The organism is Stenotrophomonas sp. TWI1409, assembly GCF_039673015.1.
GTDB lineage: Bacteria > Pseudomonadota > Gammaproteobacteria > Xanthomonadales > Xanthomonadaceae > Stenotrophomonas > Stenotrophomonas maltophilia_A.
Map to the genome: position 1 here is coordinate 1 of NZ_JBDJKU010000008.1, position 24,097 is coordinate 24,097.

22 protein-coding genes are annotated in these 24,097 nt (G+C 65.9%); 14 read left to right on the plus strand and 8 right to left on the minus strand.

Going from position 1 to position 24,097, the window contains the following annotated elements:
* Positions 1–607 precede the first annotated feature (607 nt).
* Both ABE423_RS04400 and ABE423_RS04405 read left to right on the plus strand, forming a co-directional pair.
* Positions 608–2,311, plus strand: coding sequence for a proline--tRNA ligase (locus tag ABE423_RS04400; protein WP_032128001.1), 1,704 nt, complete (start codon positions 608–610; stop codon positions 2,309–2,311).
* Between the two features lie 222 nt (positions 2,312–2,533).
* Positions 2,534–2,917, plus strand: coding sequence for an H-NS histone family protein (locus tag ABE423_RS04405; RefSeq protein ID WP_005415203.1), 384 nt, complete (start codon positions 2,534–2,536; stop codon positions 2,915–2,917).
* A 116-nt stretch (positions 2,918–3,033) separates the two neighbouring features.
* Here ABE423_RS04405 and ABE423_RS04410 read toward each other — a convergent pair whose 3' ends face one another.
* A complete protein-coding gene (locus ABE423_RS04410; protein ID WP_049398420.1) occupies positions 3,034–4,293 on the minus strand; it encodes a threonine/serine exporter family protein in 1,260 nt (419 codons plus the stop codon).
* A gap of 92 nt (positions 4,294–4,385) precedes the next feature.
* On the opposite strand from ABE423_RS04410, the gene ABE423_RS04415 reads away from it, so the two are divergent.
* Genes ABE423_RS04415 through ABE423_RS04430 form a run of 4 tightly spaced genes read left to right on the plus strand, consistent with a single transcriptional unit; the run spans position 4,386 to position 7,904 of the window.
* Complete coding sequence (locus tag ABE423_RS04415) at positions 4,386–5,507, plus strand: ABC transporter permease (RefSeq protein WP_032127999.1); 1,122 nt, start codon at positions 4,386–4,388, stop codon at positions 5,505–5,507.
* Position 5,508: 1 nt separating this feature from the next.
* Positions 5,509–6,336, plus strand: coding sequence for an ABC transporter ATP-binding protein (locus tag ABE423_RS04420; protein WP_182267241.1), 828 nt, complete (start codon positions 5,509–5,511; stop codon positions 6,334–6,336).
* Positions 6,337–6,339: 3 nt separating this feature from the next.
* The gene (locus tag ABE423_RS04425) at positions 6,340–7,266 is read left to right on the plus strand and encodes an MlaD family protein (protein ID WP_014035909.1); all 927 of its coding nucleotides are present in this window, start codon (positions 6,340–6,342) and stop codon (positions 7,264–7,266) included.
* On the plus strand, positions 7,263–7,904 hold the full coding sequence (locus ABE423_RS04430; protein WP_125892546.1) for an ABC-type transport auxiliary lipoprotein family protein: 642 nt from the start codon (positions 7,263–7,265) through the stop codon (positions 7,902–7,904). The genes ABE423_RS04425 and ABE423_RS04430 overlap by 4 nt, the downstream gene beginning before the upstream one ends.
* Before the next feature lie 4 nt (positions 7,905–7,908).
* Here ABE423_RS04430 and ABE423_RS04435 read toward each other — a convergent pair whose 3' ends face one another.
* The 3 genes from ABE423_RS04435 to ABE423_RS04445 are packed head-to-tail and all read right to left on the minus strand — an operon-like array spanning position 7,909 to position 9,910.
* Positions 7,909–8,496 (minus strand): alpha-ketoglutarate-dependent dioxygenase AlkB, encoded by a 588-nt coding sequence (locus ABE423_RS04435; protein WP_346485117.1) that lies wholly within the window; start codon positions 8,494–8,496, stop codon positions 7,909–7,911.
* A gap of 48 nt (positions 8,497–8,544) precedes the next feature.
* Positions 8,545–9,177 carry a CoA transferase subunit B gene (locus tag ABE423_RS04440; protein ID WP_132809133.1) on the minus strand — a complete coding sequence of 211 codons (633 nt, stop codon included), beginning with the start codon at positions 9,175–9,177 and terminating at the stop codon, positions 8,545–8,547.
* Between the two features lies 1 nt (position 9,178).
* Positions 9,179–9,910, minus strand: a complete 732-nt coding sequence (locus tag ABE423_RS04445) for a CoA transferase subunit A (RefSeq protein WP_180837593.1) — start codon at positions 9,908–9,910, stop codon at positions 9,179–9,181.
* 160 nt (positions 9,911–10,070) lie between these two features.
* Between ABE423_RS04445 and ABE423_RS04450 the strand changes: the two genes are divergently transcribed.
* The 3 genes from ABE423_RS04450 (at position 10,071) to ABE423_RS04460 (ending at position 16,247) form a co-directional block, all read left to right on the plus strand.
* Positions 10,071–13,388 carry a DEAD/DEAH box helicase gene (locus tag ABE423_RS04450; RefSeq protein WP_346485119.1) on the plus strand — a complete coding sequence of 1,106 codons (3,318 nt, stop codon included), beginning with the start codon at positions 10,071–10,073 and terminating at the stop codon, positions 13,386–13,388.
* Positions 13,389–13,484: 96 nt separating this feature from the next.
* A complete protein-coding gene (locus tag ABE423_RS04455; RefSeq protein WP_049398412.1) occupies positions 13,485–14,831 on the plus strand; it encodes a phosphomannomutase/phosphoglucomutase in 1,347 nt (448 codons plus the stop codon).
* 12 nt (positions 14,832–14,843) lie between these two features.
* Entirely contained in the window at positions 14,844–16,247 is a 1,404-nt protein-coding gene (locus ABE423_RS04460) for a mannose-1-phosphate guanylyltransferase/mannose-6-phosphate isomerase (RefSeq protein WP_100437840.1), read from the plus strand.
* Between the two features lie 75 nt (positions 16,248–16,322).
* Here the strand turns inward: ABE423_RS04460 and rfbD are convergent, their stop codons facing one another.
* The 4 genes from rfbD to rfbB are packed head-to-tail and all read right to left on the minus strand — an operon-like array spanning position 16,323 to position 19,724.
* On the minus strand, positions 16,323–17,216 hold the full coding sequence (rfbD, locus tag ABE423_RS04465) for a dTDP-4-dehydrorhamnose reductase (protein ID WP_346485122.1): 894 nt from the start codon (positions 17,214–17,216) through the stop codon (positions 16,323–16,325).
* Positions 17,213–17,770 carry a dTDP-4-dehydrorhamnose 3,5-epimerase gene (gene rfbC / locus ABE423_RS04470; RefSeq protein WP_285303154.1) on the minus strand — a complete coding sequence of 186 codons (558 nt, stop codon included), beginning with the start codon at positions 17,768–17,770 and terminating at the stop codon, positions 17,213–17,215. The genes rfbD and rfbC overlap by 4 nt, the downstream gene beginning before the upstream one ends.
* A complete protein-coding gene (gene rfbA / locus ABE423_RS04475) occupies positions 17,767–18,654 on the minus strand; it encodes a glucose-1-phosphate thymidylyltransferase RfbA (RefSeq protein ID WP_153856245.1) in 888 nt (295 codons plus the stop codon). The genes rfbC and rfbA overlap by 4 nt, the downstream gene beginning before the upstream one ends.
* Positions 18,655–18,668: 14 nt before the next feature.
* Positions 18,669–19,724, minus strand: coding sequence for a dTDP-glucose 4,6-dehydratase (gene rfbB / locus ABE423_RS04480; RefSeq protein ID WP_180837588.1), 1,056 nt, complete (start codon positions 19,722–19,724; stop codon positions 18,669–18,671).
* A gap of 264 nt (positions 19,725–19,988) precedes the next feature.
* Between rfbB and ABE423_RS04485 the strand changes: the two genes are divergently transcribed.
* From ABE423_RS04485 to ABE423_RS04505, 5 genes are all read left to right on the plus strand, one after another.
* Positions 19,989–20,735, plus strand: coding sequence for an electron transfer flavoprotein subunit beta/FixA family protein (locus tag ABE423_RS04485; protein WP_012509979.1), 747 nt, complete (start codon positions 19,989–19,991; stop codon positions 20,733–20,735).
* Positions 20,735–21,676 (plus strand): electron transfer flavoprotein subunit alpha/FixB family protein, encoded by a 942-nt coding sequence (locus tag ABE423_RS04490; protein ID WP_346485123.1) that lies wholly within the window; start codon positions 20,735–20,737, stop codon positions 21,674–21,676. The genes ABE423_RS04485 and ABE423_RS04490 overlap by 1 nt, the downstream gene beginning before the upstream one ends.
* A 427-nt stretch (positions 21,677–22,103) precedes the next feature.
* The gene (locus tag ABE423_RS04495; RefSeq protein WP_346485125.1) at positions 22,104–23,096 is read left to right on the plus strand and encodes a glycosyltransferase family 2 protein; all 993 of its coding nucleotides are present in this window, start codon (positions 22,104–22,106) and stop codon (positions 23,094–23,096) included.
* Positions 23,093–23,851 (plus strand): hypothetical protein, encoded by a 759-nt coding sequence (locus ABE423_RS04500; protein ID WP_346485126.1) that lies wholly within the window; start codon positions 23,093–23,095, stop codon positions 23,849–23,851. Before ABE423_RS04495 ends, ABE423_RS04500 begins: the two co-directional genes overlap by 4 nt.
* Positions 23,848–24,096, plus strand: coding sequence for an acyl carrier protein (locus ABE423_RS04505; RefSeq protein ID WP_317217998.1), 249 nt, complete (start codon positions 23,848–23,850; stop codon positions 24,094–24,096). Before ABE423_RS04500 ends, ABE423_RS04505 begins: the two co-directional genes overlap by 4 nt.
* Position 24,097 lies beyond the last annotated feature (1 nt).

The following is a 24,097-nucleotide window of genomic DNA, read 5'->3' on the forward strand; positions in this document are numbered from 1 at the left end:
TCGCTTCGAGTGGTCGCTCCAGCAACTGTTCGGGCGGATCAAGGGAGATTCCGGCGTGGGCGCCAAGCTACATGGCGATCGTCGCGATCCTGGTTACGGATCGTCGAGATCTAGGCTCGCACGGCGGCCCACGCCGGCTCTCGACGCCTACGCTGCCAGATTCCGATCAGATAAGGCTTGGCAGCCGCATCCATGCGGCTGACACCCCGCAATCCGACACCGCCCCACCCCCGACAGATTCCCGGTGGTCAGTAGATCCACGCCATGCGTGGATGAATCTCCATGGAAATCGAATAGTTCGAGAATTGATCGAACAGCAGCCGAGCATGGCTCGGCCCTACAAAAGGGCGACAGATCGCAGAAAACTGTCGAAGGCGGGGTGGGTCCGGTTGCGGGGGCGTGAGCGCCATGGATGGCGCGACCGAGCCACAGGGACGTATTTACGGCGTCCCCCGCAACCGGACCCACCCCGCCATCCCACGGGAAGCCCGCTGTTGCAGTTGCAGTTGACGTTGCTTGAGGCGGGTGCAGGGCGCAGCCCTGCCGATACCCCTCCCCCCGGCCGGGCTGGCAGAATAGGCGTCTCTGCCGTTATCCGAAGCCGACGATGCGCCTCTCCCAGTTCCACCTGCACACCACCAAGGAAACCCCCAGCGACGCCGAGCTCACCAGCCACCGGCTGATGCTGCGCGCGGGCATGATCCGCAAGCTGGCATCGGGCCTATACACCTGGTCGCCGCTGGGCCTGCGCGTGCTGCGCAAGGTTGAACGCATCGTGCGCGAGGAAATGGACCGCGCCGGTGCCGTGGAATTCCAGATCCCGACCATCCAGCCGAAGGAACTTTGGGAGCAGACCGGGCGCTGGCAGAAGTTCGGCCCGCAGCTGCTGAAGATCAAGGACCGCAAGGACCAGGTGTTCTGCTACAGCCCGACCGCCGAAGAAGCCGCCTGCGACTTCGCGCGCAGCGAGCTGTCCAGCTACAAGCAGCTGCCGGTGAACTTCTACCAGGTGCAGACCAAGTTCCGCGACGAGATCCGTCCGCGATTCGGCGTGATGCGTTCGCGCGAGTTCCTGATGAAGGACGCCTATTCGTTCCACCTGCACGATGAGTGCCTGGTGCGCGAGTACGAGAACATGAAGTCGGCCTACAGCCGTATCTTCACCCGCCTCGGCCTGGATTTCCGCATGGTGCAGGCCGACTCCGGCGCGATCGGCGGTGATGCCTCGCAGGAATTCCACGTCATCGCCGATTCCGGCGAAGACGCGCTGGTGTTCTCCACCGGTTCGGACTACGCGGCCAACATGGAAGCGGCGATCGCTGCCGATCCGGCACCGCGTGCGGCCGCCAGCGAAGCCATGCGCAAGGTCGATACCCCCACCCAGAAAACCTGCGAGGATGTCGCGGCGCTGCTCGGCATCGACCTGCAGCGCACGGTGAAATCGGTGGCGCTGATCGCCGGCGAAGGCAAGGCACAGCAGTTCGTGCTGCTGCTGGTACGCGGCGACCATGAGGTCAACGAGATCAAGCTGGCCAAGGTTGCCGGCCTGGACGAACAGCGCTTCGCCAGTGAGGCGGAAATCGCCGAGCACCTGGGCAGCGTGCCGGGCTTCCTCGGCCCGGTCGCCCCGGCCAAGGCCATCCGCGTGGTGGCCGATCGCGAAGTGGCGGCGATGTCCGACTTCGTCGTCGGCGCCAACGAAGCCGGTTTCCACCTGGCTGGCGTCAACTGGGGCCGCGACCTGCCGGAACCGGAAGTGGCCGACATCCGCAACGTGCGTGCCGGTGACCGCGCGCTGGACGGTGGTGAACTGAAGATCGCCCGTGGCATCGAAGTCGGCCACGTGTTCCAGCTCGGCCGCAAGTACGCCGAAGCGCTGGATGCCACCGTTCTGGACGAGAACGGCAAGGCGGCGGTGATGGCGATGGGCTGCTATGGCATCGGTATCTCGCGCGTGGTGGCTGCCGCGATCGAACAGAACCATGACGATGCCGGCATCATCTGGCCGGACGCGATGGCGCCGTGGCAGGTGGTGGTGTGCGTGATCAATCCGAAGGGCGACGCCGCCGTGGCCGACGCCGCGGCCAACCTGCTGCAGGAGCTGCGCGATGCGGGCCTGGACGCGGCACTCGACGACCGTGGCCTGCGCCCGGGCGCAATGTTCGCCGACATGGAACTGATCGGCATCCCGCACCGCGTGGTGGTGAGCGAACGTGGTCTGGCCGCCGGCACCTACGAGTACCGCTCGCGTCGTGCCAGCGAAGCGGAAAGCCTGGACAAGGCCACCCTGCTGCAGCGCCTGCAGGGTTGATCAGGAAAAGACCGGGGCATGCCCCGGTCTTTTTTTGCCTGACGCCCATTTGAGCAATATTGCAGCGGACATAATCCGGTCAAAATCGACGCAATGCAGCCGGGATGCTGCCAGGCCATGACCGGTCTGCATTTGTGCTGCGATTAATTCATCTTTATTCTGTCCCGCGACGCCAGGGACTGGCTCGTCCCGTCCACTTATTAGTTTCCGGAGTAACCGTAAATGAGCATTGACCTGACCGGCCTGTCGGCACGCGAGCTGGGCGCCCTGATCCGCACCGCCAAGAAGCAGCAGACCATCGTCGCCAAGCGCCGGCCGATCACCAAGGTCCGGGCACAGCTGACCAAGCTGGCCAAGACCGAGGGTTACACCATCGAGGAACTGTTCGGCGACGCCCCGGCCCCGCGCGCGCGCAAGGTGGCCAAGGTTGCCAAGGCACCGTCGAAGACCGCTGGCCGCAAGCTGGGCAAGGTTGCGCCGAAGTACCGCAACCCGGCCAATCCGAAGGAAACCTGGACCGGCCGTGGCAAGCAGCCGCGCTGGATGGCCGAGCTGACCGCCAAGGGCAACAAGAAGCCGGAAGATTTCCTGATCAAGAAGGCCTGAGGCCGGATCGGGATGCAATGAAAAACGCCGGCGAAAGCCGGCGTTTTTTCATTCCCCGGAAAGGAAAGGGGTGTGGACCAACGGTCCACATCCACAGGAAGCAGCCCAGAGGGCGATTACAGGGTTTTGCGGGCCGGCATCAGCAGGTTGCCGAACAGCAGGCCAGCGACCAGCGCCATCACCACGTTGAGCACGGTGAGGAACACGCTCTGGCCGGCGCCCACGTCCTGCTGCTGGACCAGGGTCAGCACGCCGCGCAGGCTGGTGCTGCCGGGCACCATCATGATGATGCCGGGCAGGCGGATGATTGCGCCCGGGCGGCCGACTAGGCGGCCGAACAGATTGCCACCGGCGGTCAGCAGCATCGCCGACAGGAAGATGCCAGCCGGCGCGCCCCAGGCGTGGCCACCGAACTTGGAGATCGCATAACCAGCCACCGAGGCCGCGATCACCCACGGATAATCGCGGCGGTTGGCCTTGAACAGCATCGCGAAGGCAAACGCCGCGGTCAGCAGTGAGCCCCACTCCACCCACGGCCCCTGCGGCCGCGTGGCGCGGATCACCGGATCGAGGCCGAGCACGTCGGCCAGGGTCACCGCGATCATCGCGCCGACGCTGAGCTTCATGATGGTGGTCAGCGCGCCGGCAAAGCGCGCGGTACCCGACACCCAGTGCTGGCTGGCCAGTTCATTGACCGCATTGGTCAGCGACATGCCGGGCAGCAGCACCACCAGCGAGGCGATGATCACCGTGTTGAGATTGAGCGCGCCGATGAAGGACGCGACCAGGGTGGCGACCAGGCCGGCCAGCAGCGCGGCCAGTGCCTCGGCGGCTTCGCGGGTGGCCGGGCGACGGTCGGTGACCATGCCGAGCAGGCCGATCATCAGGCCAATGACACCGGCGGTGGCAATGTCCAGCCACGGCAGCTTCCACATGCCCGCCACACCGGCCGCGCCGAGGGTGAACGAAAGGATGGTGCGCAGCTTGCCGCGCCGGCCCGGATCCTTGTCCAGCTGGCGCAGCGCGGTGTGGCCCTGGGCGATGCTCATCCGCCCGTTGGCCACTTCCTCGGCGATATGGTCGGCCACGCTGAGCTTGTGCAGGTCGTTCTCGCCGGGGGCCAGACGGATCACGCGGGTGATGTCACTGGAGCCGATCGCCTGCGCAGGGTCGCTGAAGCTGAGGATGATACCGGTGGGATTCGACCACGGTTCACAATCCAGATCGAGCTGGCGGGCCAGTGCCACCACTGCCGTTTCCAGGCGCTGGGCCGTTGTGCCGTAGCTGTGCAGGCGTCCGGCGATCTCGGAAACGAAGGCCACGCGCTGCGCGTAGGTGGCCTGGGGCGTGGGGATCGTGTGAGCGTCTGCGGACATGCGCCGTAGTATTACCTAGGCTGGGCCTTACCGGAGAAATTCATCCGAGTTCGACGCGATGCCCAATACAGAACGGTTATGCTGCGACCCGAATGGCCCAAGTGACCCCGAACCACGCCCCCCAGCTCGAACAGGATGCCCATGACCCGGGCGTGATCCGCCTGTCCGGCACCTGGACCTTGAAGACCGCGCTGGCCGCGGCCGAAGTCCTGCGCGGCGTTCCCGACACGCTGACCGGCATCGATGCCACCGCCATCGAGAAGATGGATTCGGCCGGCGTGCTGCAGGTGCTGCGCGTGGCCCATCGCGCCGACCTCGGTGAGGACGCACTGAAGTTCCGCCCGGACCACCAGGCGCTGGTGTGCACCATCGAGGAAGTGGCCGACGACCGGCCCAAGCCCAAGCGCGACTTCGGCGTGCTGGCTGCACTGGAACGGCTGGGTGTCAGCGTCCATGCCACCGGCCACAACATCAAGGCGCTGTGCAGTTTCCTCGGCGAGAACCTGGTCAAGGCCGCGCGCCTGGTCAAGGAACCCCGCCGTTTCCGCCTGACCGCCACCGTGCACCAGATGGAGCAGGTCGGGCTGGATGCGGTACCGCTGGTGGCACTGCTGTCCTACCTGGTCGGCGCGGTGATCGCCTTCCTCGGCTCGACCATCCTGCGCGATTTCGGCGCCGAGATTTACGTGGTCGAGCTGGTCAACATCGCCTTCCTGCGCGAGTTCGCGGTGCTGCTGACCGCGATCGTGCTGGCCGGCCGCACCGCCAGCGCCTTCACCGCGCAGATCGGTGCGATGAAGGCGCGCGAGGAAATCGATGCGATGCGCACTCTGGGCCTGGACCCGATCGACCTGCTGGTGCTGCCACGGCTGCTGGCGCTGCTGGTCACCCTGCCCCTGCTGACCTTCATCGCCATGGTCGCCGGTCTGGCCGGTGGCATCACGGTGGGTGCGTTCGACCTGGATATTCCGCCGCAGATGTACATCGCGCGCATGCACGAGACGATGGAAGTGCGCCACATGCTGGTCGGCCTGTCGAAGGCGCCGGTGTTCGCGCTGGTGATCGGCCTGATCGGCTGCCTGGAAGGACTGAAGGTCGAAGGCACGGCGCAGTCGGTCGGCGAACGCACCACCTCCAGCGTGGTGCAGACCATCTCGCTGGTGATCATCATCGACGCCTTCGCGGCGTTGTGGTTCATGCACATGGACTGGTGACATGAGCACGCATGCGACGCCCGAAGAAATTCCCATGCAGGACGACAACGGCCACGAGCTGGCCATCCGCGTGCGTGGTCTGGTCAACCGTTTCGGCAGCCAGACCGTGCATGAGGACCTGGACCTGGATGTACGCCGCGGCGAGATCCTGGGCGTGGTGGGTGGTTCGGGTACCGGCAAATCGGTGCTGATGCGTTCGATCCTCGGCCTGCGCGTGCCCGATGCCGGGCAGATCGAAGTGCTCGGCCGCGACGCGCGTGCCGACGATGCTGAGAGCCGCCTGCACATCGAGCGCAACACCGGCGTGCTGTTCCAGGACGGTGCCCTGTTCTCCTCGCTGACCGTGGGCGAGAACGTGCAGGTGCCACTGAAGGAGCACCATCGCGAACTGCCCGAGCGCTGGCACTACGAGCTGGCGCTGCTGAAGGTGAAGCTGGCCGGCCTGCCCGCCGATGCGATCAACAAGCTGCCCTCGCAGTTGTCCGGTGGCATGCGCAAGCGCGCCGGCCTGGCCCGAGCGCTGGCGCTGGATCCGCCGCTGCTGTTCCTGGACGAACCGACCGCAGGCCTCGACCCGATCGGTGCGGCTGCATTTGACCGCCTGATCAAGACCCTGCAGGAAGCGCTGGGGCTGACCGTGTTCCTGATCACCCACGACCTGGACACGCTGTACGCGATCTGCGACCGGGTCGCGGTGATCGCCGACCGCAAGGTCGTGGCCAATGCGCCCCTGCCTGACATCGAGAAACTGGATCATCCGTGGATCCAGGAATACTTCCACGGACCCCGCGCGCGCGCCGCGCGTGGCGAACAGATCGAGAGTGCCTGAGCCATGGAAACCAAAGCCAACTACGTGCTGATCGGCGCGTTCACCCTGATCACCGGCCTGGCCCTGCTGGCCTTCGGCCTGTGGGCCGCCAAGTACTCTTCCGACCGCACCTGGCAGGAATACCGCGTGGTGTTCCGCGAAGCGGTGACCGGCCTGTCGGTGGGCAGCCCGGTGCAGTACAACGGCATCGCGGTGGGCTCGATCACCGAACTGAACCTGGTACCGGACGACCCGCGCCAGGTGGTCGCGCGCATCCGCCTGAACTCCAACACGCCGGTCAAGACCGATACCCGCGCCAAGCTGGCGATCACCAGCCTGACCGGCCCGTCGATCATCCAGCTCAGCGGTGGCACGCCGCAGTCGCCGGCGCTGACCACGGTCAACAAGGACCCGGCGCCGATCATCCCGACCACGCCGTCGGCGCTGCAGAACATCACCGACGTCGCCAACCGCATCGTCGAGCGCATGGACCAGATTCTCAGCGACCGCAACGTGGCTTCGATCAACGCGACACTGGCCAACCTGGAAACCATCAGCGGTGGTCTGGCCGACCGTGACCAGGGCACGCAGGCGCTGCTGCTCAGCGCGCGCGACGCCGCGCGCAGCCTGGACACCACGCTGAAGACCACCAACGGCACCATCGAGCGCCTGGACAAGAACCTGGTGCAGCAGCTGCCGGGCATCATCGACAAGCTCGACGGCACTCTGGCCAAGCTTGATTCGGCCGCAGGCAACGCCGATTCGATCCTTGGCGAGAACCGCGCTGCCATCAACAGCTTCGCCAACGATGGCCTCGGCCAGCTCGGCCCGACGCTGACCGAACTGCGCGGCCTGATCCGCGACCTGCGCCGGGTCAGCGACCGCCTCGAGAACAACCCCGCGCGCTACCTGCTGGGCCGCGACGCACCGAAGGAGTTCGAACCCAAATGAGCCCGACCACCCTTCCGCGCCTGCTGCTGGCCGCTTCGATGGTCACCCTGCTGGGCGGCTGCTCCATCCTTGGCAGCAGCGAGAAAACCGCAGTGACGCTGTACTCGCCGTCCGTGCAGGTCAAGGCGGACCCGGCGTGGCCACAGGCCAGCTGGCAGCTGGTACTGGCCAAACCCAGCGCCGCGCGCATGGTCGACAGCCCGCGCATCAACGTGCGGCCGACGCCATCGCAGCTGGAGATCTACAAGGGCGCCAGCTGGGCGCAGCCGGCCACCGACATGATCGAGGACACCCTGCTGCGCGGCTTCGAGGATTCCGGCCGCATCCGCGGCGTGGCCCGCAGCACCGCCGGCATCCGCGCCGACTACAAGCTGTCCACCGACGTGCGCCGCTTCGAATCGGATTACCAGGGACAGGCCACGCCGACAGTGGTGATCGAGGTCAACGCCAAGCTGATCCACGTGGCCGACCAGCGCGTGGTCGCCGACCGCACCTTCCGCCAGGCGCAGCCGGTCGGCAGCACCGACGTACCGGCGGTGACCGCCGCGTTCGAGCGTGGGCTGCAGCAGCTGGCGCAGGACGTGGTGGGCTGGACGCTGGTGAGCGGGCAGGCCGACCAGCCGACCGTCGCGCGCTGATCGATCAGCGCGGCGTGATCCAGCGGAACGTCAGGTTGATCCGCTCCCCCTGCACGCGTGCCATCTTCGGCAGCGCGTGCTGATAGAACTGTTGGGTCTGACCGGCCATCACCAGCAGATCGCCATGGCCGAGCAGATACTCGGCCTTCCGCGCCGGGTCATCGCGCCGGCGCAGCAGGAAGCGCCGCGCCGCGCCCAGGCTCAGCGAAGCAATCACCGGGGCCGGCCCCAGCTCCGGCTCGTCATCGCTGTGCCAGCCCATGTAATCACCGCCGCCGCGATAGCGGTTCAGCAGCACGCTGTTGAAGCGGCCGAGGCCCTCCACCTGCAGGCGATCACGCATGGCCTGCAACGAGGGTGGCCAGAAGTGCGGCACGAATTCAGCCCCCGAATAGCGGTAGCGCGCCTGCGGATCGCCGATCCAGCAGCTCAGCCGCGGCGAATCCACCCAGTTGCCGAACATGCGGATGCGGTGGACTTCCCAGGGGACTTCGGCCTGCAGCACGGACAGGAGCCGGTCGGCATCGGTCGCGGCCAGCCAGCCCGGCAGGTGCTGGACATCGGCATCGGGCAGGTCGTGAGGGAAAAGCATGGCGCTACCTGAGAATGGGGCGTCCCTGAGCCGGGCCGCCCCGGACCTTCAACCGCGAACGAACGCCACGCCCGTCTTTTCCTTCAACTCGTCATCGCTGACGCCCGGCGCCGCTTCCACCAGCAACAGGCCCTTGTCGGTGACGTCGAACACGGCCAGATCGGTGATGATGCGGTCGACCACGCCCACACCGGTCAGCGGCAGCGTGCATTCGGTCAGGATCTTGTGCTCGCCGTTCTTGGCGGTGTGCTCCATCAGCACCACCACGCGCTGCACGCCGGCCACCAGATCCATCGCGCCGCCCATGCCCTTGACCATCTTGCCGGGCACCATCCAGTTGGCCAGGTCGCCCTTATGGGTGACCTGCATGGCGCCGAGGATGGCCAGGTTGACGTGGCCGCCGCGGATCATCGCGAAGCTGTCGTGGCTGCCGAAGTAGCTGGCACCGGCACGTGCGGTGACGGTCTGCTTGCCGGCGTTGATCAGGTCGGCGTCCACTTCGGCATCGGTCGGGAACGGGCCGATACCGAGCAGGCCGTTCTCCGACTGCAGCCACACATCCACGCCTTCGGGAATATGGTTGGCGACCAGGGTCGGCAGGCCGATGCCCAGGTTCACGTAGGCGCCATCAGTCAGTTCGCGGGCGGCGCGTGCCGCCATCTCATCGCGGGTCCACGCCATGTCAGTTGCCCTCCGCGCGGATGGTGCGCTGTTCGATACGCTTTTCTGGATGCGGGTTGTGCACGATGCGGTGCACGTAGATGCCCGGCAGGTGCACCAGGTCCGGATCGATGGCGCCGACCGGCACCACCTCTTCCACTTCCACGATGCAAACCTTGCCGGCCATCGCGCAGGCCGGGTTGAAGTTGCGCGCGGTCTTGCGGAACACCAGGTTGCCTGCTTCGTCGGCCTTCCACGCCTTGACCAGCGCGACATCGGCACGCAGCGCGGTCTCCATCACGTAGTGCTTGCCGTCGAACTCGCGGGTTTCCTTGCCCTCGGCCACCACGGTGCCGTAGCCGGTGGCAGTGAAGAACGCCGGGATGCCCGCGCCGCCGGCACGCAGGCGCTCGGCCAGGGTGCCCTGCGGGTTGAATTCCAGCTCCAGCTCGCCGGCCAGAAACTGGCGCTCGAATTCCTTGTTCTCGCCCACGTAGGACGAAATCATCTTCTTGATCTGGCGGGTTTCCAGCAGCTGGCCCAGGCCGAAACCATCGACGCCGGCATTGTTGGAGATCACGGTCAGGCCCTTGGCGCCACTGTCACGCAGCGCGGCGATCAGGGCCTCGGGAATGCCACACAGGCCGAAGCCGCCCACGGCCAGCGTCTGGCCATCGGCGACCACCCCTTGCAGGGCCTCCGCCGCACTGGCGAAGCGCTTGCCGCGCTTGCCGGTGGAAGTCGATTGCTGCATTGCTGTACTACCCTGCACGTTGAGGATGACCGCATTCTAGCTGGAGGGCGGCGAAGGGCCTGGATGCGCCGCAGCATTGACGGAGCACCAGGCGGGCATTGGGTAGAATGGGCGATTCCACGCAGAAGGGTGCTTCAGCGCCTACGCCCCTCGATCTACGATGACGCCGACCTTCACAGACGAAGACCTGTTCCGCTGGATCGACGAATGGACACTGCAGAAAAGCGAGCAGTGCCTGGGTGGCGTGCGCAACCGGCAACTTCGCGATGGCCTGCTGACGGCCGAGGTACAGGGTTCGGCCAGGCATCCCTACTACGTGGAGATCGATCTGACGGCCAGTACGCGTACCGCGCGCAGCCGCCTGCAGAGTGCCTGTTCCTGCCCCGTCGGCCGCACCTGCAAGCATGTGGCGGCGGTGCTGGTCTCGTACATGCTGGATTCGCTTGCCATGGACGACGAGAGCCCCCTGACCGAACAGGACCTGACGCAACCGCCGCGTCCTGAACTGCTGGCAGAGCTTTCACGTTGGCAGAGCGCGCGGATCCGGCCGGCCCAGCCACGCCGGAACGGTGTCATCTTCGAACTGTCCACCTACAACCACCACCCCGCCGTGCTGGTCCGGCGCGTCAAGTACGGGACCGATGGTGCGATCAGCACGGGCAAGTGGATGGATATCACCGCGGACCTGCTGCTGGATCCTCCGGCCTATCTCACGCCGACTGATCTGGCGGTGATGATCCAGCTACGCACCCAGCGGCAGCCCGCGACGAAGGACGAATGGATCGACTTCGCGGCCACCCTGCAGTTGATCGTCTCCAGCGGCCATGGCTGGGTCTCCTGCGGTACGCACGGCGACGTGCCGGCCCGGTCAGGAGCTCCACGCCGCGGCGAACTGGGCTGGACCGTTGGCATGACGCAGGGCGCGACGCTGCTGGAACCCGCGTTGAGCGTGGAGGGCGGCGCCAGAGGCGTGGTCCTGGGCCGGAGTGCGTGCTATCTGGACCCGGTCACCGGCGAGGTCGGTCAGCTGCTGCTGGATGTCAGGGCCGAGGACGCCGACGCCTTCCTGAGCCTGCCCAATCTGTTACCCAACGAAGAAGCGGTGGTCGCACAGATGCTGCAACAGATCGACCCTGCCCTGCCGCGCCCCGGTGCAAGCGACACACTGCCCACCCTGCAGATCAGCGCGATGATCCCCGTGCTGCGCCTGCATACGATTGAGTTCCGGCCGGCGTGGCTCGGCCGCCGCGACCCGTCGCAATGGGCCGATATCGCGACCGTGGCCTTCGAGTACGACGAGCACGTGCGGTTCCTGGATGATCCGAGCCTGTTCGCACTCGATCCGGAGGGCCAGCTCGCCCTGCTGCCCCGTGACCTGGCTGAGGAATCACGGCGCGAGGCCGAGCTGCGCACAGTGGGACTGTATCGCGACACAGACCCGCGGGCGCCATTGGACGGCGCTGGCCCGCAGTTCCAGCTGCGCACCCATGACTGGACACGGTTCCTGCTGGATGACGTGCCGCGCCTGGAAGCCTTGGGCTGGAAGGTGGAGACGGACGACGACTTCCGCCATCGCATCACCCGGGTGGATGAGATCGACCTGGACATCCAGGCGGACCCGACGGATGCGGGCTGGTTCAACCTGGGTCTGGACATCCAGGTGGAAGGCCGCAACGTATCGATGGTTCCGCTGCTGCAGCAGGTGCTGCAGTCCGATCCCCGCTGGATGCGTGGCCAGCTGGACGCCATCGGCGACGACGAGAACGTCCTGTTGATGGCAGGCGACAACACCCGCCTGGCACTGCGGGCCGCGCGACTGAAGCCGATCATGGCCCTGTTGGCGGACCTGTTCGCCCAGCGTGGCGCGCCGCTGCGCTTGTCAGCGCTTGACCGTGGCCGCCTGCAGGCACTGCAGGACACGGCGCGCCTGCAGTTCCGGGGCCGCAAGGATACCCAAGCGCTGGTGCAGCGGCTGATGCAGGCACCCGCACTTGGCGAAGTGCCGCCACCGGCGGGGCTGGTGGCAACGCTGCGTCCCTACCAGCTGGAGGGCCTGTCGTGGCTGCAGTACCTGCGCCAGCAGGGGCTGGGCGGGGTGCTGGCCGATGACATGGGGCTGGGCAAGACCCTGCAGACACTGGCGCATCTGCTGGTCGAGAAGGAAAGTGGCCGCCTGGACCGGCCGGCGCTGCTGGTGGTGCCGACCTCGCTGCTGCACAACTGGCAGAGCGAAGCGGCACGCTTCACCCCGGACCTGCGCGTGCTGACCCTGCACGGACCGGCACGTGAAGCGCTGTTCGAGGCGATCCCCGAGCACGATCTTGTACTGACCACGTATCCCCTGCTGTGGCGCGACGAGCAGGCGCTGCAGGCACATGCCTACCATCTGCTGATCCTCGACGAGGCCCAGCAGGTGAAGAATCCGAAATCGCGTGCGGCCGTCACCCTGCGCACGCTGCAGGCCCGCCATCGCCTGTGCCTGACCGGTACGCCGCTGGAAAACCATCTGGGCGAACTGTGGACGCAGTTCGATTTCCTGCTGCCCGGCCTGCTCGGCAGCGAGAAACAGTTCAACCAGCATTGGCGCCATCCGATCGAACGCGGCAGCGACCACCGTCGCGCCACGTTGCTGGCGCAGCGTCTGCGCCCCTTCATCCTGCGCCGGCGCAAGGATCAGGTCGCGTCAGAGCTTCCGCCCAAGACCCTCATTACCCGCGCGGTGGAGATGGAGGGTGGCCAGCGTGATCTCTATGAAACCGTGCGTGCGGCGATGGAAAAGCAGGTGCGCAAAGCCATCAGCGGCAGCGGGTTGGCGCGCAGCCATATCGTGGTGCTGGATGCCTTGCTGAAGCTGCGCCAGGTCTGCTGCGATCCGCGCCTGCTGCCGGGCGACGCCCCTGCACGCAATGCCGGCTCGGCCAAGCTGGAGCTGCTGCGCGACATGCTGCCGTCGATGGTCGAGGAAGGCCGGCGGATCCTGGTGTTCTCGCAGTTCACCGGCATGCTGGCGCTGATCGCGCAGGCGCTGGAGGAGCTCGGGCTGGCCTATGTGACGCTGACCGGCGATACCCAGGACCGGGCCACACCGGTGCAGCGCTTCATGCAGGGCGAGGTACCCGTGTTCCTGATCAGCCTGAAGGCCGGTGGCGTCGGGTTGAACCTGACTGCTGCAGACACCGTCATCCACTTCGATCCCTGGTGGAACCCGGCGGCCGAAAACCAGGCCAGTGACCGCGCCCACCGCATCGGCCAGCAGCAGCCGGTGTTCGTCTACCGGCTGATCGCCGCAGGCAGCATCGAAGAACGGATTGCCGAGCTGCAGGAACGCAAGGCCCTGCTGGCGGAATCGATTCTGGAAGGCGGCGGCAGCACGGGTCCACGCTTCAGTGAGGAAGACGTCCAGGCGCTGCTGGCGCCGTTGCCGGGCCTGCCGGCCAAGCGCACCCGCCGGCCAGGCCGACGATCGCCGCAGGCCTGATCCGTGGCGCCAGTCAGGTGGCGTTCTCCGATGGAAACGATTCCCAAACGGGACTGGGACTACAATTGAGGGCTGAGCTCACAAAGGATCTGATCGATGCCCCTGCCCGCCTTCAAGGCCTACGATATCCGCGGCCGCGTGCCGGAAGAACTGAACGAAGACCTGGCGCGCCGCATCGGCGTCGCCCTGGCTGCGCAGCTCGCTCCCGGCCCGGTGGTCCTCGGCCACGATGTGCGCCTGACCAGCCCGGCGCTGCAGGATGCACTGGCCGCAGGCCTGCGTGGTACCGGTCGTGAGGTGATCGACATCGGTCTGTGCGGTACCGAAGAGGTCTACTTCCAGACCGATCACCTCGGCGCAGCCGGCGGTGTGATGGTGACCGCCAGCCACAACCCGATGGACTACAACGGGATGAAGCTGGTCAAGGAGAACGCCCGCCCGATCAGCTCCGATACCGGCCTGTTCGCGATCTCCGATGCGGTCGCCGTCGATACGTCCGAGGCCCAGCCGCCACGCGCCGGGCAGACCGCCCAGCATGACAAGAGCGCCTATATCCAGCATCTGCTGAGCTACGTCGACGCCGCCAAGCTCAAGCCGCTGAAGCTGGTGGTCAATGCCGGCAACGGTGGTGCGGGCGCCATCGTCGACCTGCTGGCACCGCATCTGCCGTTCGAGTTCATCCGCATCTGCCACGAACCTGATGGCAGCTTCCCCAACGGCATTCCCAACCCGCTGCTGCCGGAAAACCGCGCCGCCACCGCCAATGCGGTGCGCGAACACGGCGCCGACTTCGGCATTGCCTGGGACGGTGACTTCGACCGCTGCTTCTTCTTCGACCATACCGGCCGCTTCATCGAGGGCTACTATCTGGTCGGCCTGCTGGCCAAGGCCATCCTGGCACGCAATCCCGGTGGCAAGATCGTGCACGACCCGCGGCTGGTCTGGAACACCGTGGAAATGGTTGAACAGGCAGGCGGCGTGCCGGTGCTGTGCAAGAGCGGCCACGCTTTCATCAAGGAAAAGATGCGCGCCGAAGATGCGGTGTACGGCGGCGAGATGAGCGCCCACCACTACTTCCGCGAATTCGCCTATGCCGACTCCGGCATGATCCCGTGGCTGCTGATCGCGCAGCTGATTTCCGAGAGCGGCCGCTCGCTGGCCGACTGGGTCGAAGACCGCATGGCGGCCTATCCCTGCAGCGGCGAGATCAACTTCAAGGTGGCCGATGCCAAGGCCGCCGTGGCCCGCGTGATGGAGCACTTCGCCGCGCGGTCGCCCGCGCTGGACCATACCGATGGCATCAGCGCCGATTTCGGCGACTGGCGCTTCAACCTGCGCAGTTCCAACACCGAGCCGCTGCTGCGCCTGAACGTTGAAGCCCGCGGCGACGCAGCGCTGATGCAGGCGCGCACCGACGAAATCTCCCGCCTTATCCAGCAGTAATCAAGGAAGATCATGAGCAACATCCAGCCCGTCATCCTGTCCGGTGGTTCCGGCACCCGCCTGTGGCCACTGTCGCGCGAGGCGTATCCGAAGCAGTTCCTGCCGCTGGCAGGCGAACAGACAATGCTGCAGGCCACCTGGCAGCGCGTCGCGCCCATCGCCACCCACGGCCCGTTGGTGATCGCCAACGAAGAGCACCGCTTCGTCGCTGCCGAGCAGCTGCAGCAGGTCGGCGCCGAGCCGGCTGCCATCATCCTGGAACCGGTTGGCCGCAATACGGCGCCGGCGATTGCGGTCGCAGCATTGGAGGCCACCCGCGACGGCGCCGATGCGCTGCTGCTGGTGCTGCCCTCGGACCATGTGATCACCGATGAGGCTGCGTTCCGTGCAGTCGTGCAGGCTGCAGCCAGCGCTGCCGAGGCCGGCAAGCTGGTGACCTTCGGCATCGTGCCGACCGGTCCGGAAACCGGCTACGGCTATATCAAGGCCGCCAATGGGCAGGGCCTGCGTGCCGTCGAGCGTTTCGTCGAAAAGCCCGACCTGGACACCGCCACCGGCTATGTGGCCAGCGGCCAGTACTACTGGAACAGCGGCATGTTCCTGTTCAAGGCCTCGCGCTACCTGCAGGAACTGGAGCGCTTCCAGCCCGACATGCTGGCCAGCAGCCGCCAGGCCTGGCAGCAGGCCCGTCGCGATTCGGATTTCACCCGCCTCGACAAGGAGGCGTTCGCCACCGTTCCCTCCGATTCCATCGACTATGCCGTGATGGAAAAAACCGAAGACGCCGTGGTGATTCCGTTGGACGCCGGCTGGAACGACGTCGGTTCGTGGACCGCACTGCGCGATGTCTCGCATCAGGATGGCGATGGCAATGCGCACCAGGGTGACGTGATCGCGATCGACTGCCGCAACACCTATGCCTATGCACAGCGCCTGGTGGCACTGGTCGGTCTGGATGACGTGATCGTGGTCGAGACCGACGACGCGGTGCTGGTCGGCAAGGCCGACCGCATGCAGGAGGTCAAGACCGTGGTGGCGCAGCTGAAGGCCGACGGTCGCAGCGAGGCCACCTGGCATCGCAAGGTCTACCGCCCGTGGGGCGCCTACGATTCGATCGACAACGGCGAGCGTTTCCAGGTCAAGCGCATCACCGTCAAGCCCGGCGGTACGCTCAGCCTGCAGATGCATCACCATCGCGCCGAGCACTGGATCGTGGTCAGCGGCACCGCCGAGGTGACCCGCGGCGACGAGGTGATCCTGCTCAGCGAGAACCAGAGCACGTACATCCCGCTGGGCGTGACCCACCGCCTGCGCAACCCGGGCAAGCTGCCGCTGGAGCTGATCGAGGTGCAGTCCGGCAGTTACCTGGGGGAGGATGACATCGTGCGTTTCGAGGACACGTACGGGCGTAGTTGATCCGACGCCCTGCGGCGGGTGCCGACCGTTGGTCGGGGTGGGTGCCGACCGTCGGTCGGCACGTCGCCTACCGGGTCAGGCAATCTCCGCCATCACCCGCTTCAGGCCGTCCTGCCATGTCGGCAGCACGATGCCGAAATCCTGCTGCAGCTTGCGGTTGTCCAGCACCGACCAGGCCGGACGCTTGGCCGGGGTCGGGTATTCGGAACTGGGAATCGCCTCGACGGTCGGCACCTTCGCCAACACGCCGGTCGCCAGCGCTTCGGCGAAGATCGCCTCGGCGAACCCATGCCAACTGGTCTGGCCGCTGGCCGTCAGATGCCAGGTGCCGGACAGCTGCCCCGGATGCTGCAGTGCCTGCGCGGTGACATCAGCGATCAGCGCAGCCGGTGTCGGCGTGCCGAACTGATCGGCTACCACACGCAACTGGTCGCGCTCGGCACCCACCCGCAGCATCGTGCGCAGGAAATTGGCGCCATGCGAGGCGTACACCCACGCCGTGCGGAAGATCAGATGGCGGCCACCGGCAGCGCGCACGGCCTCTTCGCCATCACGCTTGCTGGTGCCATACACACCCAATGGCGCGGTCGGCTCGTCTTCGCGGTAGGGCGCGCTGCCCTGGCCATCGAACACGTAGTCGGTGGAGTAATGCACGAAGGGCACGCCGTGCGCCGCACACCAGCGCGCGATCACGCCCGGCGCCTGCGCATTGGCGGCGAAGGCGGCCTCGGCATCCTGCTCGGCGCGATCGACCGCCGTGTAGGCGGCCGCGTTGACCACCACCGATGGCTGCAGGCGATCCAGCAATGCCGGCAGGCTGTCGGGCTGGCCGAAATCGGCGGTTTCGCAGGCACTTCCGTCGGGCAGTTGCCCGCTGCGGGTAGTTGCGACCACCTTGCCCAGCGGCGCCAGCGCGCGCAGCAGCTCCTGGCCGACCTGGCCATTGCCGCCGAACACCAGAACGGTCATGGCACGTAGACCGGCAGACGATCTTCAGCGATGTCCTTCAGGAACGGCGCGTTCTCGTCCTTGGCCGACAAGGTCGGTGCGCTGACCGGCCAGTCCACCGCGATATCAGCATCGTTCCAGCGGATACCCGCATCCGCCTCCTTGACGTAGACATCGGTGCACAGGTAGCTGAACAGCGCACGTTCGGACAGCACGGCAAACCCATGCGCGAAGCCTTCCGGAATCCAGAACTGCTTCCTGTTTTCAGCACTCAGCACCACCGCTTCCCACTGGCCGAAGGTCGGCGAGCCACGACGGATGTCCACGGCCACGTCATAGACCTCGCCCTCCAGCACGCTGACCAGCTTGCCCTGCGGGCGCGGCCACTGGTAATGCAGGCCACGCAGCACGCCCTGTGCGGACGTCGATACGTTGCTCTGCACGAAACGGTCCGGCAGGCCCAGCGCAGCGAACCGCTCGGCATTCCAGGTTTCGAAGAAATAGCCACGCGCATCGCCAAACACGGCCGGCTCGATCACCACACAGCCGGGCAACTTGGTTTCAACTACTTTCACGGAACCACTCCACGTAAAGCGAGTTTATGCAGGTACTGGCCGTAGCCATTCTTGATCAGCGGTGCAGCCAGCGCTTCCAGCTGTTCGGCGTTGATCCAGCCCTTGCCGAAGGCAATTTCTTCCGGGCAGCACACCTGCAGGCCCTGGCGGGTCTGGATGGTCTCGATGAAGTTGGAGGCTTCCAGCAGCGACTGGTGGGTGCCCGTATCCAGCCAAGCATAGCCACGGCCAAGTGCTTCCAGGTGCAGGTTGCCCTCGGCCAGGTAGCGCTTGTTGAGATCGGTGATCTCCAGTTCGCCACGCGGCGACGGCTTCAGTTCAGCCGCGTAATCGCTGGCGTTGCCGTCGTAGAAATACAGGCCGGTCACCGCATAGTTCGAGCGCGGGTTCGCCGGCTTCTCCACCAGGTCGATGACCTTGCCGCTCGTGTCGAACTCGGCCACGCCGTAACGCTCCGGGTCGTTCACCCAGTAGCCGAATACGGTCGCACCGTCCACGCGCTCATCGGCACGCTTGAGCACCTCGCGCAGGCCGTGGCCGTGGAAGATGTTGTCGCCCAGCACCAGGCAGCTCGGCTTGCCGGCGACGAAGTCGCGGCCGATCAGGTAGGCCTGGGCCAGGCCGTCCGGGCTCGGCTGCACCGCGTACTGGATGTCCATGCCCCACTGCGAGCCGTCGCCCAGCAACTGCTGGAACAGCGCCTGTTCGTGCGGGGTATTGATGATCAACACTTCGCGGATGCCCGCCAGCATCAACACGCTGAGCGGGTAATAGATCATCGGCTTGTCGTACACCGGCAGCAGCTGCTTGCTGACGCCCTTGGTGATCGGATACAGCCGGGTGCCGGAGCCGCCGGCGAGGATGATGCCCTTGCGCTGGGTCATGTCGTCTCCCGGGTTCAGGCCGCAGTGCCGATGCGCTGCAGGCGGTAGCTGCCGTCCAGCACGCCGTTGACCCACTCCTGGTTGTCCAGGTACCAGTCAACGGTGAAGGCGATGCCCTGCTCGAAGGTGTAGGCCGGTTCCCAGCCCAGGTCGTTCTTCAGCTTCGACGCATCGATCGCGTAACGGCGGTCATGGCCCGGGCGGTCGGTGACGTAGGTGATCTGGCTGCTGCGCGGCTGGCCATCCGCACGCGGGCGGCGCTGGTCCAGCAGCTCGCAGATGGCCTGCACCACTTCAATGTTCTGCTTTTCCGAGTTGCCGCCGACGTTGTAGGTCTCGCCGACCTGGCCCTTGGCCAACACGGTGCGGATCGCCTCGCAGTGGTCGGACACGAACAGCCAATCGCGCACCTGCTTGCCATCGCCGTACACTGGCAGCGGCTCACCGGCCAGCGCCTTGGCGATCACCAGCGGGATCAGCTTCTCGGGGAAGTGGTAGGGGCCGTAATTGTTCGAACAGTTGGTGGTCAGCACCGGCAGCCCATAGGTGTGGTGGAACGCACGTACCAGATGGTCCGAAGCCGCCTTCGACGCCGAATACGGTGAATTCGGGGCGTACGGGGTGGTTTCGCTGAACTTGCCGGTCTCGCCCAGGGTGCCGTACACCTCGTCGGTGGACACGTGCAGGAAGCGGAACACCGCGCCCTGCTCGGCCGGCAGCGCCTTCCAGTAGTCACGGACCGATTCCAGCAGGCCCAGGGTGCCTACCACATTGGTCTGGATGAAGGCGCCGGGACCATCGATGGAGCGGTCAACGTGGCTTTCAGCTGCAAAGTTCACGACCGCGTCCGGCTGATGCTCGGCCAGCAGGCGGGCGACCAGATCACGGTCGCCGATGTCGCCCTGCACGAACAGGTGGTTCGGGTTGCCATCAAGGCTGGACAGGGTCTTCAGGTTGCCGGCGTAGGTCAGCACATCGAGGTTGATGACCTTGACGCCGCGCGCGACGGCCTCGAGAACGAAGTTACCGCCAATGAATCCGGCGCCGCCGGTGACAAGCCATGTGGGCACTACCTGTTCTCCTGATCGAAATTCGTGGGACGGGGCCTTCATGGCCACGAGAATGCAACGTTGAAGGATACAACGGGCCTCCGGTAACACGCGATCACACAAGTGAACTCAGGCCGACTGCATTGCTGCATCGCAACAGCCGGAGCTCCCACCATACGCATTCGCATGGTCACCCCAAGCCAGCTAGAATCGGGGTCCCACCCCCGAACCGGTTGCTGCTCCAGGACCGGACGTTCTCTCCGTTATTGAAGGACCCCGTACCAGATGAAAATCCTCGTCGCGTACAAGCGCGTGGTGGACTACAACGTCCGCATTCAGGTCAAGCCGGACGGTTCCGGCGTGGTCACCGACGGCGTCAAGCTGTCCCCCAACCCCTTCGATGAAATCGCCCTGGAAGAAGCCCTGCGCCTGCGCGACAAGGGCATCGCCAGCGAAGTCGTGGTTGCCACCATCGCCCCGGCCGACGCCCAGGCGCACCTGCGCAACGGCCTGGCCATGGGCGCCAACCGTGCCATCCACGTCGTCACCGACCAGGCGATCCAGCCGCTGACCGCGTCGCGCACCCTGCTCAAGCTGATCGAAAAGGAGCAGCCGGATCTGGTGATCCTCGGCAAGCAGGCCATCGACGACGACGCCAACCAGACTGGCCAGATGCTGGCCACGCTGTGGGGCCGCCCGCAGGCGACCTTCGCCAGCAAGCTCGAAATTGCCGATGGCAAGGCCACGGTGACCCGTGAAGTCGACGCCGGCCTGGAAACGCTGGAAGTGGATCTGCCGGCCGTGGTCACCACCGATCTGCGCCTGAACGAACCGCGCTTCATCAAGCTGCCGGACATCATGAAGGCCAAGGCCAAGCCGCTGGAGACCCTGCAGCTGGCCGACCTCGGCGTTGAAGCCGCCGACACCTTCAAGACCACCCAGTACGCCGCGCCGTCCAAGCGCAGCAAGGGTGTGATGGTCAAGGACGCGGCCGAACTGGTTGCCGCACTCAAGCAGAAGGGGTTGCTGTAATGAGCAGGATTCTCGTCATCGCCGAGCATCACGACGGCAAGCTCAACACCGCCACCGCCAAGACCGTCAGTGCCGCCGCCGCCATCAGCGGTGCCAGCATCGACGTGCTGGTGCTGGCCGCCGATCCGGCCGCTGTCGCCGCTGAAGCCGCGAAGATCGCTGGGGTCGCCAAGGTCCTGACCGTGGCCAACGCTGCCAACGCGCAGGCCATCGCCCAGGTGCTGGCGCCGCAGATCGCACAGCTGGCCAAGGGCTACACCCACGTATTCGGCCCGTCGACCACCTTCGGTAAGGACCTGATGCCGTGCGTGGCCGCCCTGCTCGGCGTCAACCAGGTCTCCGACCTGATGAGCGTTGAAGGCAGCCACAGCTTCAAGCGCCCGATCTACGCCGGCAACGCGATCATCACCGTGGAAGCGCCGGCCGACCAGATCGTGGTCGCCACCGTGCGTGCCGCCTCGTGGCCGGAAGCCGCCCAGGGTGGCAATGCCGCCGTTGAAGCAGCAAGCGTCGACGCTGCCCTGCCGACCCATACCCGCTTCGTCGGCCTGGCCGCCGGTGCCAGCGACCGTCCGGACCTGCAGAGCGCCAAGCGCGTGGTTTCGGGTGGCCGTGGCGTCGGTTCGGAAGAGAACTTCAAGGTCATCTTCCAGCTGGCCGACAAGCTCGGTGCTGCCGTCGGTGCCTCGCGTGCGGCCGTCGATGCCGGCTACGTGCCCAGCGACCTGCAGGTCGGCCAGACCGGCAAGATCATCGCGCCGGAACTGTATGTAGCCGTCGGCATCAGCGGTGCGATCCAGCACCTGACCGGCATCAAGGATGCCGGCACGATCGTGGCCATCAACAAGGACGCGGATTCGCCGATCTTTGAAATCGCCGATATCGGCCTGGTGGGGGATCTGTTTGCGGTCCTGCCGGAGCTGGAAGCGGCACTGGGCTGAGCAACGCACGAATACCTGCTGTTGAAAGTCAGGCCCCCGGCTGAAGCGACTGCTTTGCCGGGGGCTTCTTGCTTGAGAGGCAGATGATTTCACGGGATTGCTACAATCATGAACGAAGCCTGCAGTTCATGACCCTATTTGTAAATGCGGTGGCGGCCATCGGGCGATCCGCAGCATCGAATCCGGGCCCGCACGACCACCCAACGAGCTGTGTCGCCGCTGAACACACCACGGCGATAGAATGAGTTGACAGGGGCAGCGCGCGGCCCGCGTGGAACCAGTCGGTGAAGCTATAATTGGCGACTGCCGGCACTGATCGTCGCGCGGTCGGAATGCTGGGGCACGCGCGCCCTCATACCCCCCGCAGCTGGGCGATGCGGTGCCATTCATGTGCCGAGGCAGGGCGCGCAAGGGACTTCAGTACGCCATGACAGATGCGACGTCGCACTCAGTGTTGATCGGGCCAGACAAGGAACTCCGCCCGGAGATTTCGGTGGTGGCGCCGGTCTATGGCTGCAAGGGCTGCCTGGAAGACCTGGTCGACCAAGTGCAGGCAGCGGTGGCGACACTGGGCGTGGAATTCGAAATGATCCTGGTCGATGACGCCAGCCCGGACGGGGCCTGGCCTCGCATCACCGAACTGGCCGCGACCCGCGCCTGGCTGCGCGGGCTTCGCCTTTCGCGCAACTTCGGACAGCATTCGGCCATTTCTGCAGGCATCGAACATGCGGACGGCCGCTGGACCGTGGTAATGGACTGCGACCTGCAGGACGTGCCAGCGGAGATTCCGGCGCTGTACCGCAAGGCCAACGACGAACAGCTTGATGTCGTTTTCGCCCAACGCGTCGAGCGCCAGGATGCGCCGCTGAAGCGCTTTTCCTCCTGGGCCTTCTTCAGCGTGCTCGGCTGGCTGACCGGAGTCCCGCAGGATCCCAGCACCGCCAATTTCGGCATCTACCACCGCAAGGTCATCCAGGCAGTCTGCCAGATGCCCGAACGCGACCGCTCGTTCCCGCTGATGGTCAAGTGGGCCGGTTTCCGCACCGGCAAGCTGCCCGTACAGCACCAGGCCCGCGCCGAGGGTGAAACCTCGTACACCCTGCGCAAGCTGCTGGCCCTGTCCACCAACATCGCGCTGGGCTATTCGGAAAAACCGCTGCGCATGGTCGCCGGCACCGGCATCGCCTGTTCGCTGGTGGCCTTCGTACTGGTGGCCATGAGCCTGCTGCGCTGGTGGGATGGCGACATCGAAGTAGCCGGCTACACCTCCATCATCGGCTCGGTGTGGCTGATCGGCGGCCTGGTGATGTTCTGCCTGGGCGTGGTCGGCCTGTATGTGGGCCAGGTGTTCCGCAACGTGCAGAAGCGGCCTTACTACATCGTCGCCGATGCCGTGAACGACGCCAGGGAAGAACGATGAACCTGACCATCGACGCAGGACAGGGCACCCTTGCCGCCCGCCTGACGCCCTGGGATGAACGTGCGCTGGGCTTTGCCACTGCCGAAGTCACCGCCCTGAAGGTCGAGACCATTGAGCAGGCGGCCCCCCTGCTGGCGGCGCTGGAGCAATGGTGTACCGGACAATCGGTGCGCTACCTGTTCGGCCGTATCGATGCCACCCAGCCGGTGGCCAAGGCTGCCCTGCTGCAGCACGGCTACGCCTTCGTGGAAACGTCGCTGACCGTGTCGCGCAGCGGTTTCGCCAACCTGCCATCGGTACCGCGCGGCATGCTGCCGGCGCTGCGCCCAGCCACCGCCGATGACGTCGCCGAACTGCGCCGCATCGCCGCCGCCGATTTTGCCCACGGGCGCTTCCTGGAAGATCCCGCCATCGATCCAGAGCGTGCGGCCCTGCGTACCGCCAACTGGATCGAGGATCTGGTCAAGGATGAGCTGGCCTACGTGGCTGAATCACGTGGCCGCACCATCGGTTTCCATGCCGAGCGCGTGGCCACTGACAACAGCAACGTCGAACTGCTGCTCACCGGTGCGACCGCGCCGTACGCAATGCTGGCACTGCCGCTGTGGATCACTGCGCTGGAGTCCCTTGGCGCACGTGGCGTTCCGCAATGCACCACCCTCGTTTCCGCCGCCAACACCGGCATCATCAATTTGTATGCCCGGCTCGGCTTCCATTTCAACAGCACCCTGTTTGGGTTCAGGAAATTCCTATGAATGACGCCGTTACCGAAGACCAGGTCGTTGCCGTGTTCGCCCGTGTGCTGGGCATTCCGGCAGACAGCGTGAATGACGACCTTCGCTACGCGACCATCCCGCAGTGGGATTCGATCGCCCACATGTCCGTCGTCGCCGCGCTGGAAGAAGCCTTCGGCGTGATGATCGACATGGATGAAGTAATCGACATGAGTTCGGTCGGCAAGGCACGCGAAATCCTGCGCAAGCACGGGGCATCGGTCTGAA

Bases quoted from the DNA above. Each gene is read 5' to 3' on its own strand.
- ABE423_RS04400 (WP_032128001.1), top strand. From the start codon at position 608: ATGCGCCTCTCCCAGTTCCACCTGCACACCACCAAGGAAACCCCCAGC.
- ABE423_RS04405 (WP_005415203.1), top strand. From the start codon at position 2,534: ATGAGCATTGACCTGACCGGCCTGTCGGCACGCGAGCTGGGCGCCCTG.
- ABE423_RS04410 (WP_049398420.1), bottom strand. From the start codon at position 4,293: ATGTCCGCAGACGCTCACACGATCCCCACGCCCCAGGCCACCTACGCG.
- ABE423_RS04415 (WP_032127999.1), top strand. From the start codon at position 4,386: ATGGCCCAAGTGACCCCGAACCACGCCCCCCAGCTCGAACAGGATGCC.
- ABE423_RS04420 (WP_182267241.1), top strand. From the start codon at position 5,509: ATGAGCACGCATGCGACGCCCGAAGAAATTCCCATGCAGGACGACAAC.
- ABE423_RS04425 (WP_014035909.1), top strand. From the start codon at position 6,340: ATGGAAACCAAAGCCAACTACGTGCTGATCGGCGCGTTCACCCTGATC.
- ABE423_RS04430 (WP_125892546.1), top strand. From the start codon at position 7,263: ATGAGCCCGACCACCCTTCCGCGCCTGCTGCTGGCCGCTTCGATGGTC.
- ABE423_RS04435 (WP_346485117.1), bottom strand. From the start codon at position 8,496: ATGCTTTTCCCTCACGACCTGCCCGATGCCGATGTCCAGCACCTGCCG.
- ABE423_RS04440 (WP_132809133.1), bottom strand. From the start codon at position 9,177: ATGGCGTGGACCCGCGATGAGATGGCGGCACGCGCCGCCCGCGAACTG.
- ABE423_RS04445 (WP_180837593.1), bottom strand. From the start codon at position 9,910: ATGCAGCAATCGACTTCCACCGGCAAGCGCGGCAAGCGCTTCGCCAGT.
- ABE423_RS04450 (WP_346485119.1), top strand. From the start codon at position 10,071: ATGACGCCGACCTTCACAGACGAAGACCTGTTCCGCTGGATCGACGAA.
- ABE423_RS04455 (WP_049398412.1), top strand. From the start codon at position 13,485: ATGCCCCTGCCCGCCTTCAAGGCCTACGATATCCGCGGCCGCGTGCCG.
- ABE423_RS04460 (WP_100437840.1), top strand. From the start codon at position 14,844: ATGAGCAACATCCAGCCCGTCATCCTGTCCGGTGGTTCCGGCACCCGC.
- rfbD (WP_346485122.1), bottom strand. From the start codon at position 17,216: ATGACCGTTCTGGTGTTCGGCGGCAATGGCCAGGTCGGCCAGGAGCTG.
- rfbA (WP_153856245.1), bottom strand. From the start codon at position 18,654: ATGACCCAGCGCAAGGGCATCATCCTCGCCGGCGGCTCCGGCACCCGG.
- ABE423_RS04485 (WP_012509979.1), top strand. From the start codon at position 19,989: ATGAAAATCCTCGTCGCGTACAAGCGCGTGGTGGACTACAACGTCCGC.
- ABE423_RS04490 (WP_346485123.1), top strand. From the start codon at position 20,735: ATGAGCAGGATTCTCGTCATCGCCGAGCATCACGACGGCAAGCTCAAC.
- ABE423_RS04495 (WP_346485125.1), top strand. From the start codon at position 22,104: ATGACAGATGCGACGTCGCACTCAGTGTTGATCGGGCCAGACAAGGAA.
- ABE423_RS04500 (WP_346485126.1), top strand. From the start codon at position 23,093: ATGAACCTGACCATCGACGCAGGACAGGGCACCCTTGCCGCCCGCCTG.
- ABE423_RS04505 (WP_317217998.1), top strand. From the start codon at position 23,848: ATGAATGACGCCGTTACCGAAGACCAGGTCGTTGCCGTGTTCGCCCGT.